The sequence below is a fragment of the Pseudomonas sp. FW305-3-2-15-C-LB1 genome, assembly GCF_058787615.1.
In genome coordinates this window covers 299,818-316,959 of record NZ_JBYSZX010000002.1, presented here as the reverse complement: position 1 = coordinate 316,959, position 17,142 = coordinate 299,818, and the positions used below count along the sequence as shown (strand labels likewise).

At 61.5% G+C, this 17,142-nt stretch carries 15 protein-coding genes; 10 read left to right on the top strand and 5 right to left on the bottom strand.

What is annotated here, in order from left to right; genetic code table 11:
• Nucleotides 1–100 precede the first annotated feature (100 nt).
• A complete protein-coding gene (locus AC3WP7_RS05260; RefSeq protein ID WP_092242999.1) occupies nucleotides 101–985 on the bottom strand; it encodes a DMT family transporter in 885 nt (294 codons plus the stop codon).
• Nucleotides 986–1,084: 99 nt separating this feature from the next.
• Nucleotides 1,085–1,834 carry a helix-turn-helix transcriptional regulator gene (locus AC3WP7_RS05255; protein WP_071491297.1) on the bottom strand — a complete coding sequence of 250 codons (750 nt, stop codon included), beginning with the start codon at nucleotides 1,832–1,834 and terminating at the stop codon, nucleotides 1,085–1,087.
• A 137-nt stretch (nucleotides 1,835–1,971) separates the two neighbouring features.
• Here AC3WP7_RS05255 and AC3WP7_RS05250 point away from each other — a divergent pair, with 137 nt between their 5' ends.
• Complete coding sequence (locus AC3WP7_RS05250; protein WP_071491296.1) at nucleotides 1,972–2,781, top strand: UDP-2,3-diacylglucosamine diphosphatase; 810 nt, start codon at nucleotides 1,972–1,974, stop codon at nucleotides 2,779–2,781.
• Nucleotides 2,782–2,842: 61 nt separating this feature from the next.
• Here AC3WP7_RS05250 and AC3WP7_RS05245 read toward each other — a convergent pair whose 3' ends face one another.
• The 3 genes from AC3WP7_RS05245 to phhA all read right to left on the bottom strand — a co-directional run bounded on the left by AC3WP7_RS05245 (nucleotide 2,843) and on the right by phhA (nucleotide 5,281).
• Complete coding sequence (locus AC3WP7_RS05245; protein ID WP_093122292.1) at nucleotides 2,843–4,036, bottom strand: amino acid aminotransferase; 1,194 nt, start codon at nucleotides 4,034–4,036, stop codon at nucleotides 2,843–2,845.
• The gene (locus tag AC3WP7_RS05240; protein WP_010208721.1) at nucleotides 4,036–4,392 is read right to left on the bottom strand and encodes a 4a-hydroxytetrahydrobiopterin dehydratase; all 357 of its coding nucleotides are present in this window, start codon (nucleotides 4,390–4,392) and stop codon (nucleotides 4,036–4,038) included. Before AC3WP7_RS05240 ends, AC3WP7_RS05245 begins: the two co-directional genes overlap by 1 nt.
• A gap of 97 nt (nucleotides 4,393–4,489) precedes the next feature.
• Entirely contained in the window at nucleotides 4,490–5,281 is a 792-nt protein-coding gene (gene phhA / locus AC3WP7_RS05235; protein ID WP_092243009.1) for a phenylalanine 4-monooxygenase, read from the bottom strand.
• 257 nt (nucleotides 5,282–5,538) lie between these two features.
• Here phhA and AC3WP7_RS05230 point away from each other — a divergent pair, with 257 nt between their 5' ends.
• From AC3WP7_RS05230 to AC3WP7_RS05190, 9 genes are all read left to right on the top strand, one after another.
• Complete coding sequence (locus AC3WP7_RS05230; RefSeq protein WP_071491293.1) at nucleotides 5,539–7,101, top strand: sigma-54-dependent transcriptional regulator; 1,563 nt, start codon at nucleotides 5,539–5,541, stop codon at nucleotides 7,099–7,101.
• 247 nt (nucleotides 7,102–7,348) lie between these two features.
• On the top strand, nucleotides 7,349–8,089 hold the full coding sequence (locus tag AC3WP7_RS05225) for a flagellar basal body rod protein FlgF (protein WP_058424922.1): 741 nt from the start codon (nucleotides 7,349–7,351) through the stop codon (nucleotides 8,087–8,089).
• Between the two features lie 58 nt (nucleotides 8,090–8,147).
• Entirely contained in the window at nucleotides 8,148–8,933 is a 786-nt protein-coding gene (gene flgG / locus AC3WP7_RS05220) for a flagellar basal-body rod protein FlgG (RefSeq protein ID WP_025855853.1), read from the top strand.
• Between the two features lie 53 nt (nucleotides 8,934–8,986).
• On the top strand, nucleotides 8,987–9,682 hold the full coding sequence (flgH, locus tag AC3WP7_RS05215) for a flagellar basal body L-ring protein FlgH (protein ID WP_015885208.1): 696 nt from the start codon (nucleotides 8,987–8,989) through the stop codon (nucleotides 9,680–9,682).
• Nucleotides 9,683–9,709: 27 nt separating this feature from the next.
• On the top strand, nucleotides 9,710–10,798 hold the full coding sequence (locus AC3WP7_RS05210) for a flagellar basal body P-ring protein FlgI (RefSeq protein WP_033901075.1): 1,089 nt from the start codon (nucleotides 9,710–9,712) through the stop codon (nucleotides 10,796–10,798).
• Between the two features lie 4 nt (nucleotides 10,799–10,802).
• Nucleotides 10,803–12,074, top strand: coding sequence for a flagellar assembly peptidoglycan hydrolase FlgJ (gene flgJ / locus AC3WP7_RS05205; RefSeq protein ID WP_093122301.1), 1,272 nt, complete (start codon nucleotides 10,803–10,805; stop codon nucleotides 12,072–12,074).
• A 10-nt stretch (nucleotides 12,075–12,084) separates the two neighbouring features.
• Nucleotides 12,085–14,139, top strand: coding sequence for a flagellar hook-associated protein FlgK (gene flgK, locus AC3WP7_RS05200; protein ID WP_102592239.1), 2,055 nt, complete (start codon nucleotides 12,085–12,087; stop codon nucleotides 14,137–14,139).
• Nucleotides 14,140–14,153: 14 nt separating this feature from the next.
• The gene (locus AC3WP7_RS05195; RefSeq protein ID WP_071491289.1) at nucleotides 14,154–15,755 is read left to right on the top strand and encodes a flagellar hook-associated protein 3; all 1,602 of its coding nucleotides are present in this window, start codon (nucleotides 14,154–14,156) and stop codon (nucleotides 15,753–15,755) included.
• A gap of 276 nt (nucleotides 15,756–16,031) precedes the next feature.
• Complete coding sequence (locus AC3WP7_RS05190) at nucleotides 16,032–16,961, top strand: ketoacyl-ACP synthase III (RefSeq protein ID WP_102592238.1); 930 nt, start codon at nucleotides 16,032–16,034, stop codon at nucleotides 16,959–16,961.
• Nucleotides 16,962–17,142 lie beyond the last annotated feature (181 nt).

Sequence of the window (17,142 nt, the reverse complement as noted above, 5' to 3'; positions counted from 1 at the left end):
CCACTCGCTTGCAGCAACTTCAGAACACACCCTGGCTGTCATCGAGCTGTCGGATATCCGTTGAACGACTGCTGACTGTTGCGGATGTTTAAAGTATAGATCAGGCCGTTGCAGTGGGCTGTTTGGCCTGGCTGGCGCTGCCCATCAACCCCGACAGCACAATGGCGACGATGATCAGTGCGCCGCCCAGGAGCATGCGCAGCGTCGGCGTTTCGGCAAACAGCAACCAGGCGGCGGTGATGCCGTAGACCGGCTCCATGGCAAATACCACCGAAGCCGTGCGCGCCTTGATCACCGCCAGGCTGGCGACAAACAGGCTGTGGGCCAGGCCCGTGCAGAACACGCCGAGCAAACCGATCCATAGCCAGTCGATTGCCCGTACCTCGGTCAACCCCGGTGCCGCCACCGGCAACAGGCAAACCGCGACCACCACGTTCTGGCACAGCGCCGCCTGCACTGCGGGGATGCGGCCGGAGCTGGCGCGGTTGTTCAGCGATAATAGTGAAAACAACAGCCCCGAGGCGATCCCCCAGAGCAAGCCGCCCGTGGCTTCACTGGCAAGGTTGAAGTCCGGGGTGACCAGCACCAGCCCGACGCTGACCAGCGCCACCAGTACAATTTCGTTGGTGCGGATCCGCTCGCGGAAAATCAGCCCTTCGAGGATTACGGTAAACGCCGGGAACGCGGTGAAGCCCAAGGTTGCGACGGCCACACCGGCTACCTTGACGGCAATAAAGAAGGTCACCCAGTGCGCCGCCAGCAACACACCGCTCACCAGCAGCCGGCGCCAGTCGCGCAGCTCCAGTATCTTCCACGCCGTGTTGCTGGCGAACCGGGCAAACACCGCCAGGGCCACCACGGCAAACGCCGCGCGACCAAACACGATGATGGCTGGCGAAGCGGCCGCGAGTTTGCCGAATACGCCGGTTAGGCCAAACATCAATGCGCCGATATGCAGGGCGCCGAGGGCTGAGCGGGGAGTCATTGCGATCCTTGAGACAAGCGGGTGGCAAGTGCGCAGTCTAGTGGGTCGCCGGTGCGGATGTCTGTCGTGCGGCTCGCGTTTTTTATCGCAGGACTCTTCCTACGCGTTGCGTCGCAAAGCCCCCGGCGACGCGCCAAACTCACGCAGCATCGCGGCAGCAAAGGCGCTTTGCGAGGTGTAGCCGACGCGATCGGCGATGTCGCCGATGGGCAACGGCGTTTGGCGCAGCAGGTCCAAGGCCATGTGCAGGCGCCGACTGCGGATGTAGTCCATCGGCGTTTGTCCGCATTCGGCGATGAAGCGGGCATGCAAGCGTGCCACCGACAGGTCGGCGATGCGCGCCAGGTCCGCCACCTGCAGCGGGTGCGCAAGGTGGCGCTCGATGTGCGCATTGAACGCCGCGTACGGCAGACGCCGTGCCGAAAGGGGTTGGGCCTGGGGATGATTGAGACTGGCCAATAACAGCACGGCGCCTTGCTGGACGATCAGCGGGTCATCCACCGGGCTGTGCGCCAGCCATTGCACCAACTGGTTCTGCCGCGTATCCAGGGCCAGCCGCGCCGGTTGGTCGAGCAAGCGGCGGCTGGCGTCGGCATGTTCGCCCAGCGATTGCAGCAACCAATGCTCGGTGGGCACATCCAGCACCAGGCAGCGGCTGCCATCACGGCTGCCGCACGCATGGTGGGCGGAGAAGGGCAGCACCATCACGCTGCTTTCGCGGACCTGGCTGCCACGCCCATCGACTTCCAGGTCCAGGTGACCGGACAGGCCGAACACCAACTGCGCATGATCATGGCTGTGGGCGAGGGGCGCTTCGAGGTAATGGCGCAGGGTGAGGGCGGGTCCCATAGTGGTCTCCATGCTGGCAAGCCGGCAGTCTACAACGCTTTGCGGCCGGCAGGCGCTGTCATCAGACTGACGCACAGTTGTCATGGGCTATTAATCGCCAGGGCGCAAGCTCGCGAAAACACCGTCGAGGGATGCCCATGACCAGTGCCGAGTTCACCAAGCCCAGCCGCAAGCAACGGGTGCGTACCCTGTGGATTTCCGATGTGCACCTGGGCACGCGGGATTGCCAGGCTGAGCATCTGTCGCAGTTCCTCAAGGGCTATCACGCCGACAAGGTCTACCTGGTGGGCGATATCATCGACGGTTGGAAACTGCGTGGCGGCATGTATTGGCCCCAGGCTCACACCAACGTGATCCGTCGCCTGCTGACCATGGCCAAGCGCGGCACCGAGGTGATCTACGTCACCGGTAACCACGACGAATTCCTGCGCCGTTATTCCAAGCTGATCCTGGGCAATATCCAACTGGTGGACGAAGCCATTCATGTGACTGCCGATGGCCGCCATCTGTTGGTGATCCACGGCGACCAGTTCGACGTGATCACCCGCTATCACCGCTGGCTGGCATTCCTCGGCGATTCGGCCTACGAATTCACCCTCACGCTCAACCGCTGGCTGAACCATTGGCGGGCGCGCTATGGCTACGGCTATTGGTCGCTGTCGGCGTACCTCAAGCACAAGGTCAAGACGGCGGTGAATTTCATCAGTGATTTCGAAGAAGCCATCGCCCACGAAGTGACCAAGCGCGAGCTGCACGGGGTGGTCTGCGGGCATATTCATCATGCGGAGATCCGCAAGGTGGGCGAGGTGGACTACCTCAACTGCGGGGATTGGGTGGAGTCGTGCACGGCATTGATCGAGCACTGGGATGGGAGTATCGAGTTGTATCGGTTGGCGGATGCGCAGGCCAGGGAAGCGCAGCTCAAGGCCGAAATGGTCGCGGGCTGAAGTTGCACACAAGTCAGATGTGGGAGGGGCAAGCCCTCTCCCACATTCATTCCGGGTTTCGTCAGCGGGAAACGTCGGCGATGGCTTCGGCCAGCAGCGTCAACCGCGTCGCATCAATCCCGGCCACATTCGCCCGGCCAGAACTCACCATATACACGCTGTGTTTCTCCCGCAGTTGTGTAACCTGCCCGGCACTCAGGCCGGTATAGGAAAACATCCCACGCTGTGCGCCAATGTGCGCAAACCGCTCCGACAGACCATGGGGTGCCAACGCCTCCACCAGCCCGGAACGCAGGTGCGCGATCCTCGAGCGCATGGCCTCGACCTCGTCGCTCCACTGCTTTTTCAGCTCGGCATCACCCAGGATCGTCGCCACCACCGCCGCACCATGGTCTGGCGGCGTCGACCACAGGTTGCGCGCCGTGTTCGCCAGTTGGCTGCGCACATCCGTCAGCTTCTCGGCATCCGCTGCGCACACGATCAGCGCGCCGACACGGTCGCTGTACAGGCCGAAGTTTTTCGAGCAGGAGCTGGTGACCAGCACTTCCGGCAACTCGGCCGCGAACAGTCGCACCGCCCAGGCATCCTGCTCCAGGCCATCGCCAAAGCCCTGGTAGGCGAAGTCGATCAGCGGCAGCAGTTGGCGCTCGCGCACGATCTGCAGCACCTGGCGCCAGTCATCCTGGGACAGGTCAAAACCGGTCGGGTTGTGGCAGCAGGCGTGCAGCAGCACGACATCGCCCTGGGGCACGCTGGACAAAGTGGCGAGCATCGCCGCCACGTCCAGGCGATTGTCGGCACCCACGTAGGGGTAATGACTGACCTGGAGGCCGGCCTTGGCGAAGATGGTTTCGTGGATCGGCCAGGTCGGGTTGCTCAGCCACACGCCACGGCCCGGTAGGTTGTGCGCAATAAAGTCGGCGCTCAAACGCAGGGCACCGGTGCCGCCTGGGGTCTGGGTGGCGCCGGCACGACGGTCGCGCAGCAGCGGGGAGTCGGCGCCGAGCACCAGTTCGCTGATCAGCTTGCCAAATGCGGCATTGCCGTGGCCGCCGATGTAGGTCTTGGTGGTTTGCGTGTCAACCAGGCGCTGCTCGGCCAGTTTCACCGAGTGCGGAATCGGCGTCAGGCCCTGGTCGTCCTTGTAGACGCCCACGCCCAGGTCGAACTTGTTCGGGTTGGCGTCCTGGGCGTACAGGTCCATCAGCCCGAGGATCGGGTCGCCGGGTACGCGGCCAATGGCATCGAAGTGCATTACTTGCGGCCCTCGGCGTCCTTGGCCACTTCGTCGGTGCGGGCGGCCATGATGAAATCGTTGCGGTGCAGGCCCTTGATGGAGTGGCTCCACCAGGTCACGGTGACCTTGCCCCACTCGGTGAGCAGGCCAGGGTGATGGCCTTCGGCTTCGGAGATTTCACCCATGGCGTTGGTGAACGCCAGGGCGAACTTGAAGTTCTTGAACAGGAAAACCTTTTCCAGTTGCATCACGCCGTCGCGGACTTCGATGTTCCAGTCAGGGATCTGCTTGAGCAGTACCGGCAGTTCTTCATCGCTGACTTGCGGGGCATCGGCGCGGCAGGCTTCGCAATGGGCTTGGTTCAAGGTGGTCATGATGGTGTCCTGAATTCGAGTGTTTGAAGATCAGTAGCGTCACCCTAAAGCAACGCGCGGCCAGGGAACAGACTCACCTGGCCTGAAGATGTAAGGTTCAAGCCGCTTTGGGTTTCGGTGGAAACTTCGGCGCGTGCAGACCCAACTGCATACCGCGTTCGACCATGCCCATGATGTCTTCCTGCGCCACTTCGAACAGGCGCTTCAGATTGGGCAACACGAAATACAACGGTTGCAGGATGTCGATGCGGTACGGCGTGCGCATGGCTTCCAGCGGGTCGAACACCTGGTGTTCGGGCTCGGACGACAGGCTGTACACGGTCTCCTTGGGCGATGACAGAATGCCGCCGCCGTAGATGCGCCGACCTGCGGGCGTGTCCACCAGGCCGAATTCGATGGTCATCCAGTACAGGCGCGCCAGATACACCCGTTGCTCCTTGGTGGCCGCCAGGCCGAGCTTGCCGTAGGTGTGGGTGAATTCGGCGAACCAGGGGTTGGTCAGCAGCGGGCAGTGGCCGAAAATCTCGTGGAAAATATCCGGCTCTTGCAGGTAGTCCAGTTCTTCGCGGGTACGAATAAAGGTCGCCACTGGAAACTGTTTGCTGGCGAGCAATTCGAAGAAGGTCTGGAAGGGTATCAGCGCCGGCACACGGGCGACCTGCCAGCCGGTAGTCTCGGCCAGCACCTTGTTGATTTCACCCAGTTGCGGGATGCGATCGTGTGGCAGGCCGAGCTTGTCAATGCCGTCCAGGTATTCCTGGCAGGCGCGACCCTCGATCACCTTCAACTGGCGAGTGATCAGGGTGTTCCACACCGCGTGTTCTTCCGGCGGGTAGTGGATAAAACCTTGCGCGTCGGGCTCGCGGGCCACGTACTGCGTCTGCTTCATACGGCTCTCCTGCTAGGCATTCGTTCTTGTTATGTCCTGCGATGAGCCTATTGATAACCCGGACGAGGCCGTATTCCATCTGTTTAAAACGCCTTGGCGTAGGAAAACTTACCAATTTCCGTAAAGTATTCGTTACGCTTGTGGGGCTGGCCGTTGCATTGGGCTGGGAAAGTCACTCCGCCTGTCACATAATCTTGACGACTATCTGCGCCCAGCGACAAAAAGACGCGGCGCTTCCCCACTTTTCGGGCCTCTTCATGCGTATCAAAGTGCACTGCCAGAACCGCATTGGCATTCTGCGGGACATCCTCAATCTGCTGGTGGAATACGGCGTCAACGTCGCCAAGGGCGAGGTCGGTGGGGAGCATGGCAACGCCATTTACCTGTACTGCCCGAACCTGGTGAACATGCAGTTTCAGGCCCTGCGCCCGCAATTCGAGGCGATTGCCGGGGTGTTTGGCGTCAAAAGAGTCGGGCTGATGCCCAGCGAGCGCCGGCATATGGAACTCAATGCACTGCTGGGCGCCCTGGAGTTTCCGGTGTTGTCCATCGACATGGGCGGCTCCATCGTCGCCGCCAACCGCGCGGCGGCGCAGTTGCTCGGGGTGCGGGTGGATGAAGTGCCGGGCATTCCGTTGTCGCGCTATGCCGAGGACTTCGACTTGCCGGAGCTGGTGCGCGCGAGCAAGTCGCGGATCAACGGCCTGCGGGTCAAGGTCAAGGGCGACGTGTTCCTGGCGGACATCGCGCCGCTGCAATCCTCCGAGCATGACGACAGCGAGGCCATGGCCGGTGCTGTATTGACCCTGCACCGCGCCGACCGCGTCGGTGAGCGCATCTACAACGTGCGCAAGCAGGAACTGCGTGGCTTCGACAGCATCTTCCAGAGCTCCAAAGTCATGGCCGCGGTGGTGCGCGAGGCCCGGCGCATGGCGCCGCTGGACGCGCCGTTATTAATAGAAGGCGAAACCGGCACCGGCAAGGAACTGCTGGCGCGGGCCTGTCACCTGGCCAGCCCGCGTGGGCAATCGCCGTTGATGGCGCTCAACTGCGCCGGCCTGCCTGAGTCGATGGCCGAAACCGAGCTGTTCGGCTACGGCCCTGGCGCGTTTGAGGGCGCGCGCGCCGAAGGCAAGCTCGGCCTGCTGGAGCTGACGGCGGGCGGTACGTTGTTTCTCGACGGTGTAGGGGAAATGAGCGCGCGCTTGCAGGTGAAACTGCTGCGCTTTTTGCAGGACGGTTGCTTCCGTCGCGTCGGCAGCGATGAAGAGGTGTACCTCGATGTGCGGGTGATCTGCGCCACCCAAGTGGATTTGTCCGAGCTGTGCGCCCGTGGCGAATTTCGCCAGGACCTTTATCACCGCCTCAATGTGCTGTCCCTGCATATCCCGCCGTTGCGCGAATGCCTGGACGGCCTGGCGCCGCTGGTCGAGCACTTTCTCGACCAGGCCAGCCGACAGATCGGTTGCCCGCTGCCCAGGTTGGCGCCCGCCGCAATGGAGCGCCTCAGTCATTACCACTGGCCAGGCAATGTGCGGCAGTTGGAAAACGTGCTGTTCCAGGCGGTGTCGTTGTGCGACGGCGGGACGGTCAAGGTCGAGCACATCCGGTTGCCGGACTATGGCGTGCGTCAGCCGCTTGGCGATTTTTCGCTGGAGGGTGGCCTGGAAGAAATTGTCGGGCGGTTCGAGAAGGCGGTGCTGGAAGCCTTGTACGCCGAGCATCCCAGCAGTCGGCAGATGGGCAAGCGCCTGGGGGTGTCGCACACCACCATCGCCAATAAGCTGCGCGACTACGAAATCCTCAAGACCGATAAATAACCCAATGTGGGAGGGGGCAGGCCCCCTCCCACATTTGATCTTTGTCGTTTTCAAGGACGGGGCTTGCCGCAGGCGGCAGTAGTCCGCCGTTTTTTCGACTCGCGCTCAATGCGGAATTCACCCCACCTCACGGCAAACCCCCGCCCCGCCTGCACTTCTCGCTATTTTCAAAAGTTGGTTCGCAAATTGCTTAAGCCTCATCAGTACAGCGGTGGGCGGCAAGCGTCCGTCAGAAAGAGGAAGAAGCGTGGACAAGTACCTTTATGTGGCAATGACCGGCGCCAGCCAGAATGCTCTGGCGCAGAAGGCCCATGCCAACAACCTGGCGAACATTTCCACCAATGGTTTCCAACGTGACCTGGAGCAGGCGCGTTCGATGCCGGTGTTCGGTGACAGCTTTCCGGCGCGGGCGTTTGCCATGACCGAGCGTCCGGCTACCGACTTCACCCCTGGCGCCATGATCGAGACCGGCCGTGACCTGGACGTGGCCGTCAACGGTGACGGCTGGATGGCCGTGCAGACCCCCGATGGCAGCGAAGCCTACGTGCGCAGCGCCAGCATGAACGTCGATGCGTTGGGCGTGCTGCGCGCCGGCAACGGCATGCCGATCATGGGCAACGGTGGCCCGATTGCCGTGCCGCCCCAGCAGAAAATCGAAGTGGGTGCCGACGGCACCATCAGCATCCGTGCCATGGGCGAAGGCCCGCGGGTGATGGCCGAAGTGGACCGCATCAAGCTGGTCCAGCCGGACCTGAAGAACATGAATAAAGGCCTCGACGGCACCATCCACACCAAGGATGGCCAGCCGGCCCAGGCCGACGCGAACGTCAAGCTGACCTCGGGCTTCCTGCAGGCGAGCAACGTCAATGCCGTGGAAGAGATGACTGCGGTGCTGGCGCTTTCCAAGCAGTTCGAGCTGCACATCAAGATGATGAACAGCGCTAAAGAAGACGATCAGGCCATGACACGCGTCATGCAGATGAGCTGATCCAACACACTAATTTTGCGGCGCAGCGCCAACAAACAGGCGCACGAAGGAGAACAGCATGCTTCCGGCTCTATGGGTTGCCAAAACAGGTCTGTCCGCCCAGGACACCAACCTGACCACCATTTCCAACAACCTGGCCAACGTGTCGACCACGGGTTTCAAACGTGACCGTGCCGAGTTCCAGGACTTGCTCTATCAGATCAAGAAGCAGCCAGGCGCCCAGTCGACCCAGGACAGCGAACTGCCGTCCGGCCTGCAATTGGGTACCGGTGTGCAGATCGTCGGCACCCAGAAGAACTTCAGCGCCGGTAACCTGCAGCAGACCGGCCAGCCGCTGGACATGGCCATCAACGGCCGTGGTTTCTTCCAGATCCTGCAACCGGACGGCACTACTTCCTACACCCGTGACGGTACTTTCCACCTGGACTCCAACGGCCAGATCGTGACCGCCAACGGTTTCGCCCTGGAGCCGGCCGTGATCGTTCCAGCCGACGCCAAGACCTTCACCGTCGGTAACGACGGTACCGTGTCGATCACCGTGGCCGGCAACCCCGCGTCGCAAGTGATCGGCAACCTGCAGACCGCCGACTTCATCAACCCGGCTGGCCTGCAGGCCATGGGCAACAACCTGTTCCTGGAAACCGCCTCCAGCGGCGCGCCGCAAATCGGCACCCCTGGCCTGAACGGTTTCGGCACCACGCTGCAAAGCACCCTGGAAACCTCCAACGTGAGCACCGTTGAGGAGATGGTCAACATGATCACCACCCAACGCGCCTACGAGATGAACTCCAAGGTGATCTCCACCGCCGACCAGATGCTTTCGTTCGTAACGCAGAATCTGTAATCAAGTCTATGGGGCGCTCTTGAGGGCGCCTGCAACACCGTGAGGTAAGGGTCATGAATCGCTATGTTTCTGTTCTGGCATTGAGTGGGATTGCCGTGCTCGCGGGCTGTGTCGCCCCGACGCCAAAACCCAATGACCCGTACTACGCGCCGGTGTTGCCACGCACACCGTTGCCGGCGGCGGCCAACAATGGCTCGATCTACCAGGCCGGTTTCGAACAGAACCTGTACAGCGACCGCAAGGCGTTCCGGGTCGGTGACATCATCACCATTACCCTGAACGAGAAGACCCAGGCCAGCAAGAACGCCAACTCCCAGGTGGGCAAGACCAGCAAGACCGGTATCGGCCTGACCTCGTTGTTCGGTGCCGTGCCGAACACCAACAACCCGCTGGGCGATGGCGACCTGAGCCTGAGCGCCGGCTACAGCGGTGATCGTGCCACCAACGGCAAGAGTTCGGCGGGGCAGGGCAACAGCCTGACCGGTTCGATCACCGTTACCGTGGCCGATGTGCTGCCCAACGGCATCATCGCCGTGCGCGGTGAAAAGTGGATGACCCTCAACACCGGTGACGAGCTGGTGCGCATTGCCGGCATGGTCCGTGCCGATGACATCTCCACCGACAACACTGTGCCGTCCACACGGATTGCCGATGCACGCATTACCTACTCGGGTACGGGTTCGTTTGCTGATGCAAGCCAGCCGGGCTGGTTCGACCGTTTCTTCCTTAGCCCGCTGTTCCCTTTCTAGGTGGCCACTTTGAACTTCAAACAGCTGATGGCGGCCGCACTCCTGCTTTCCTTGAGCGCTGTCGCCCAGGCCGAGCGCCTGAAGGACATCGCCAGCATCTCCGGCGTGCGTTCCAACCAGTTGATCGGCTACGGCCTGGTGGTGGGGCTCAACGGTACGGGTGACCAGACCACCCAGACCCCGTTCACCCTGCAGACCTTCAACAACATGCTCTCGCAGTTCGGCATCAAGGTGCCGGCGGGGTCGGGCAACGTGCAGCTGAAAAACGTCGCGGCAGTGTCGATCAGCGCCGACCTGCCGGCGTTCTCCAAACCGGGCCAGGTGGTGGACATCACCGTGTCGTCCATTGGTAACTCGAAAAGCCTGCGCGGCGGCACCTTGCTGATGACGCCGCTCAAGGGTATCGACGGCAACGTCTACGCCATCGCCCAGGGCAACCTGGTGGTAGGCGGGTTTGACGCCGAAGGTCGCGACGGTTCGAAGATCACCGTCAACGTGCCGTCGGCCGGGCGTATCCCGGGCGGCGCCACGGTTGAACGTACCGTGCCAAGTGGTTTCAACCAGGGCAACAGCCTGACCCTGAACCTCAACCGTTCCGACTTCACCACCGCCAAGCGCGTGGTCGACAAGATCAACGACATGCTCGGCCCGGGCGTGGCCCAGGCCATCGACGGCGGCTCGATCCGTGTGACGGCGCCGCTGGACCCGAGCCAGCGCGTCGACTACCTGTCGATCCTGGAAAACCTTGAAGTCGACCCTGGCCAGGCCGTGGCCAAAGTCATCATCAACTCGCGCACCGGCACCATCGTGATCGGCCAGAACGTCAAGGTCTCGCCTGCGGCCGTGACCCACGGCAGCCTGACCGTGACCATCACCGAAGACCCGATCGTCAGCCAGCCTGGGCCGTTGTCCAACGGCCAGACGGCGGTGGTGCCGCGTTCGCGGGTGAATGCCCAGCAAGAAGCCAAGCCGATGTTCAAGTTCGGTCCTGGCACCACCCTGGACGAGATTGTCCGCGCGGTGAACCAGGTGGGCGCAGCGCCCGGCGACTTGATGGCGATCCTCGAAGCATTGAAACAGGCCGGCGCCTTGCAAGCCGACCTGATCGTGATCTGAGGCCATGGTCATGGATATGCGCAAGAGCGGGATCAGCAGCACGGCGGATTCGGGGTCTTACTCCGACCTGAACCGGCTTAACCAGCTCAAGGTCGGTGCCGACAAGAACAGCGAAGGCAACATGCGCAAGGTCGCGCAGGAGTTCGAATCGCTGTTCTTGAGCGAGATGCTCAAGTCCATGCGTTCGGCTACCGAGGCGCTGGGTAAAGACAACCCGATGAACACGCCGGCCGCCAAGCAGTACCAGGAAATGTACGACCAGCAGTTGGCCGTCTCGATGTCCCGCGAGGGCGGTGGTATCGGCCTGGCCGACGTGCTGATGCGCCAGATGCAGAAGAACAAGCCGGTGGAGGCCCAGGCCGCCACCTTGCAAGGTCCGGCGGCTGCCGAGCCTGCGAAGAAGGTCGACGTGCCGACGGAAATCGCGGCAGGCACCCAGGCCGAAGGGCCGCTGGGCCGCTCCAATGGCCAGCGTCCGTTGTGGGCGTACCGCGTGGCTGAGCCGCAGGCCGGCGCTGCGGCGTCCCACAGCAATGACATGGAGCTGATGAACCAGCGTCGCATCGCCTTGCCGAGCAAGCTGACCGATCGCCTGCTGGCCGGCATCGTGCCCAACGCGCCCGTTGCTATCGATGCCAAAAGCGCGCCGCTGCGTAACAGCGTGGCCGACGACAACGTGATCAACAGCAGCGCGCGCACCTTCGCCGTGCCGAGCGGGCGCATGCAGGTGTACGGTCGCGCCGTGGCCCAGCCACCCTTGGCGCCGGCGAAGAAGGCCTTCAGTTCGCAGGATGAATTTGTCGCCACCATGTTGCCGATGGCCAAGGCCGCCGCGGCGCGCATCGGTGTCGATCCGAAATACCTGGTGGCCCAGGCTGCCCTGGAAACCGGTTGGGGTAAATCGGTGATGCGCGCCGAAGACGGTAGCAGCAGCCACAACCTGTTCGGCATCAAGGCCGGCCAGAGTTGGCAGGGCGGCCAGGCACGTGCGATCACCAGCGAGTTCCGGGATGGGGCGATGGTCAAGGAAACGGCGCAGTTCCGTTCCTACGCCTCATACCAGGACAGCTTCCACGACCTGGTGACCTTGCTGCAAAGCAATGATCGCTATAAAGAAGTCATCAAATCGGCCGACAACCCGGAACAGTTTGTCCGCGAGTTGCAAAAAGCCGGTTACGCCACCGACCCGGCCTATGCCAGCAAGATTTCGCAGATCGCCAAAACGATGGACAGTTACCAGAATTACGCTGCCGCTGGCGCAACCACACATTTATAAGGTCTGAACCATGAGTTTGCTCAGTATCGGGATGTCAGGGCTCAATGCCTCTCAAGGATCGCTGTCGGTCTTGAGTAATAACATTGCCAACGCCAATACTCCGGGTTATTCGCGTCAGCAGACCACCCAGAACGCCAGTGCGGCCAACCAGTACGGTGGTGTGTACATCGGCAGCGGTACCACCCTGGCCGATGTGCGCCGGGTGTATAACGAGTTCCTCGACGCGGCCTACCAGAACAGCACCTCGCTCAACAGCGATGCCAAGGCTTACCTCGACCAGGTCAGCGCTGTCGACAAGACCCTGTCGGACAAGACCACCGGTATGTCGGCTGTGCTCAGTGAGTTCTTCTCGGCCGTGCAGACTGCCTCGGGCAACCCGAGCGATGTCTCGGCCCGCCAGGTGTTGATCACCAAGGCGCAGACGCTGAGCAATCGCTTCAACTCGATCTCTACACAGTTGGGCCAGCAGAAAGAAACCATCAACAGCCAGCTGTCGTCGATGAGCGACCAGGTCAACAAGCTGACGTCGTCCATTGCCTCGCTCAACAAGCAGATCGCCCAGGTGCAGGGTTCGTCGAACACGGCCCCGGCCAACCTGTTGGACGCGCGTGCCGAAGCCGTGCGTTCGCTGAACGAATTGGTCGGCGTGACCGCCACCGAGAAGAATGGCATCTTCAGCGTCAGCACCGGTTCCGGCCAGTCGCTGGTATTGGGTGACCAGTTCAACACCCTCTCCGCCGTACCGAGCAAGAACGACACCAGCCAGTTCACCATCCAGCTCAACGTGGGCGGCGGTGAGTCGCTCGATCTGGGCAACGTGCTCAGCGGCGGTAGCATCGGCGGTCTGTTGCGTTATCGCAGCGATGTCCTGATGCCTGCCATCAATGACCTGGGGCGCATCGCCATCGCCACCGCAGACACCATCAACAACCAGTTGGGCCAGGGCCTGGACCTCAACGGCCAGTTCGGCAGCTCGCTGTTCAAGGACATCAACAGCGCCGCGGCCATTGCCCAGCGCAGCCAGGCTTCGGGTGGCAACAGCGCGGGTTCCGGCAACCTGAACGTGTCGATCAAGGACAGCAGCAAGCTGACCAATTTCGATTACAAGGTCACCTTCAACGACAGCGCCAACCCGAACAACGTCACCGTGGTGCGTTCCGATGGCAAGGCCATGGGGACCTTTGACGTCACCGCCACGCCACCGGCCGTGATCGATGGTTTCACGTTGGCGCTCGACGGCAAGGGGCCGATGGCTACCGGGGACAGCTTCAAGGTCAGCCCGACCGCCAATGGTGCCAAGGACATTGGCACCGTGATGACGGATCCGAACAAGATCGCTTTTGCCGCGCCACTATCCGGGCAGGCCAGTAAGACCAACGAAGGTACCGGCACGTTTACCCCGCCGACCCTGACGGTGCCTTTGGATATCCAGGGCGGCGCCGCCACTGCCCAGTTGCGCACGGGGATTGAACATTCGATGCCGGTGAAGATGGTATTCGGCAAGCCGGCAGCCGACGGCACCCAGCCGTACACACTCAATGATGCCCAGGGCAACCCGATCGGCACCGGCAGCATTGTTCCGGGACAGGGCAACAAGGTCACGATCAACGTGCCGATGCGCGATGCCAACGGTGCCCTGGTGGTGCCGGCCAAGAGCTTCAGTTTCGACACCACGGTGGGCGGTTCGCCGGCCAACGGCGACAGCACGACGTTCTCGTTCAATGCCTCCGGCAAGTCCGACAACCGCAACGCTCTTGACCTGCTCAGCTTGCAGACCAAGGCGACCATCGGCACGGCCGCCGATGGCACCGGCGGCACCAGCCTCGTAGGGGCCAACAGCAAGTTGGTATCTACCGTCGGCGCGAAAGCGGCGGCTGCCGGTACGGACAGCACGGCGACGAACGCATTGCTGACCGCCAACAAGAATGCGCGCAACTCGGTGTCCCAGGTCAACCTGGACGAAGAGGCGGGCGACATGATCAAGTTCCAGCAGTACTACACGGCATCGTCGCAGATCATCAAGGCTGCGCAAGAAACCTTCAGCACATTGATCAATAGTCTTTAAGGGAGCCTGGGACGATGCGTATTTCTACACAGCAGTATTTCGAGACCAGTTCCGCCAAGTATTCGGATAACTATTCGGGTGTGGTGAAGGCCCAGGACCAGGCCAGCTCCGGCGTGCGTGTACAGACCGCCGCGGATGATCCTGTGGCGGCGGCGCGGTTGTTGATGCTGCAGCAGCAGAAAGACATGGTGGCCCAGTCCACTGGCAACATCACCAGCTTGAAAAACTCGCTGACTAACGAAGAGAGTGTTTTAGGTGCGATCAGTGAAGCCATGCAGCGGGCCACGGAGCTGGCACTCAAGGCCGGTGGTGTCGGCAGTGATGCCGATCGTCGCTCGATTGCCAGTGAGGTCGGTGCGATTGAAGATCAGGTCCTGGGCCTGCTCAACAGCAAGGACTCGGCCGGCAACTACTTGTTTTCCGGCTCCAAGACCCAGACGCCGCCGTATGCGCGCAATAACGATGGCACCTACAGCTACCAGGGGGATGAAACCCCGCTGAGCCTGCAGATTTCCAATACGCTGAATGTCAGCGCGGGTGATACCGGCAAGACCATCCTTGAAGGCGCGGCCAACGCCGGTCGCACCCAGGCCCCCTGGGTTGCGCCGAACCCGCAGACCGTGCCGCCTACGGTCAATGACCACAAGGTGGCGCTTTCGGCCGGGCTGGTGACATCGAGCGGCGACTACGCCAACAAATTCGCCGACGGCCAGCCTTACAAGCTGACCTTTACCAGCAGCACGCAATACAAGGTGTCTGACAAGAACGGCAATGACGTGACTTCCGAGATACCGGGCAATGGCACGTTCGACGCCACCAAGGAAGGCAGCACCAGCGTTGCACTGCGGGGGGTGAAATTCGACATCACCATGAACCTCGGGGACGTGGCGCCGGGCGCCAACTCCGATGCGTTGGTCAAGGACCGTACCTTCAGCCTGGAGGCCAAGCCGGACACGTTCAGCGTGTCGCGCACGCCGAGCAATACGTCGAGCGCACAGCTGACCGGCGCGCAGGTCACCAACCAGGCGGACTATGCCAGCACGTTCCCGTCCAACAGCGGGGCGATCATCAAGTTCACCAGCGCAACGGCCTATGAGGTGTATGCCCAACCCTATTCGAGCGCCAGCAAGGCGATCGCCACTGGCGATACCGGTGGCGGTACCACGGTGACGGCGGCCGGCGTGACGTTTGACGTGAGCAGCGGCCCGCCGCAGCCAGGCGATCAGTTCTCGGTGGGTGCCAACACCCAGAAGACCCAGAATGCGCTGGATACGCTTGGCCAATTGCGCAAGGCGCTGGAGGCACCGGCCGACGGCAATCCGGCAGCGACGGTCAAGCTCAAGGATGCCATTGATTCGAGCATCGCCAACCTGGCCAATTCGATGTCCCAGATCGTCAATGTGCGGGGGTCCGTCGGGGCGCGGCAGAATGCCTTGGAGATCCAGGCCACTGAGAATTCGAGCATCAGCATTGCTACGACCAGCACGATGAGCGATCTGGCTAACATCGACATGGGTGAAGCGGCCATCAACCTGGCTCTGCAACAAACCATGCTGCAAGCCTCCCAGCTGGCGTTCGTGAAAATCTCGCAGTTGAGCCTGTTCAACAAGATGTAAGTGGCTTCACGTCAAGCGGCCCGCCCTGGAAACACGGCGGGCCGTTGTCGTTTTTGGGACTTAATTGTTTGAAGGTTTTGCATAAAGCACACAAAATTGAGTGACCTGTGAGTCATAAAGCGCATCTTCACTGTATCGTGTGAAAAGGATAAGTCGTCACAGGGTCCTTGCGTGGCGGCTTTCAGCGGGATTTTTATGGGGTTATCCCCTTTATTGTCAGCACTCCGGGCGTAGTCCCAGGGGTGTTCTCCAGCTATTTAGTATTGGGAAGCCACAATGATTGGCATAAAAAGCATCGCCAGTTACGTGCCGGCAGACGGGATCGATAACTACGCCCAGGGTGCCAAATTCGCCAAGGATGAAGAATTCATCATTGGCAAGATCGGGTCGGCGTTCCTGCCGCGCAAGGAAGCCGCGCAGGAAACCTCCGATCTGTGTGTCGAGGCGGTCAACGCTTTGTTTGCCAACAACCCGGATCTGAAACGCGAGTCCATCGACGCGCTGATCATCGTCACCCAGAACGGCGATGAAGAGGGCCTGCCGCACACGGCTGCCATCGTCCAGGACAAGCTCGGCCTGCCGACCCACGTTGCAGCCTTCGATATTTCCCTGGGCTGTTCCGGCTACGTCTACGGCATCTACGCGATGAAGGGCTTCATGGAAGCCGCTGGCCTGAAGAATGGCCTTCTGGTCACTGCCGACCCGTATTCGAAGATCGTCGACCCGGAAGACCGCAACACCACCATGCTGTTCGGCGATGCCGCCACCGCCACCTGGATGGGCGAAGATGCGCCGTGGTTGCTCGGCAAGTCCAAGTTCGGCACCGACGGTTCCGGCGCCCCGCACCTGAAGGTCAGCGATGGCGTGTTCTTCATGAACGGCCGCCAAGTGTTCAACTTCGCCTTGCTCAAGGTACCGGCGCATTTGCATGAGCTGCTCGATGAGTCGGACCTCAAGGCCGACGACATCGATGCGTTCTGCATTCACCAGGGCAGTGCGGCGATTGTCGACGCCGTGGCGCGTCGTTTTGAAGATGCGCCGGTGGACAAGTTCATCAAGGACATGGTCGAGACCGGCAACACGGTGTCGTCGAGCATTCCGCTGCTGCTGGAAAAGCATGTGATGGACGCCACCTGGAAGCGCGTGGCCATCAGCGGTTTTGGTGTGGGCCTGTCGTGGGGCTCGGCGATTCTCTATCGCCCGTGACACCTTGAACCGGTAGCACAAAAAAAACGCCGATACTCGAAAGAGCATCGGCGTTTTTTATTTGGCGCCAGAAAACCCAATGAAATCGGGCTTTTTTGCCTGCGTAAGCCCTTGAATTGCAAGGAGTGGCACGACGCCAGCAAAAAAATCGAAAAAAATCCTCAAGCAACCGGCTACCACG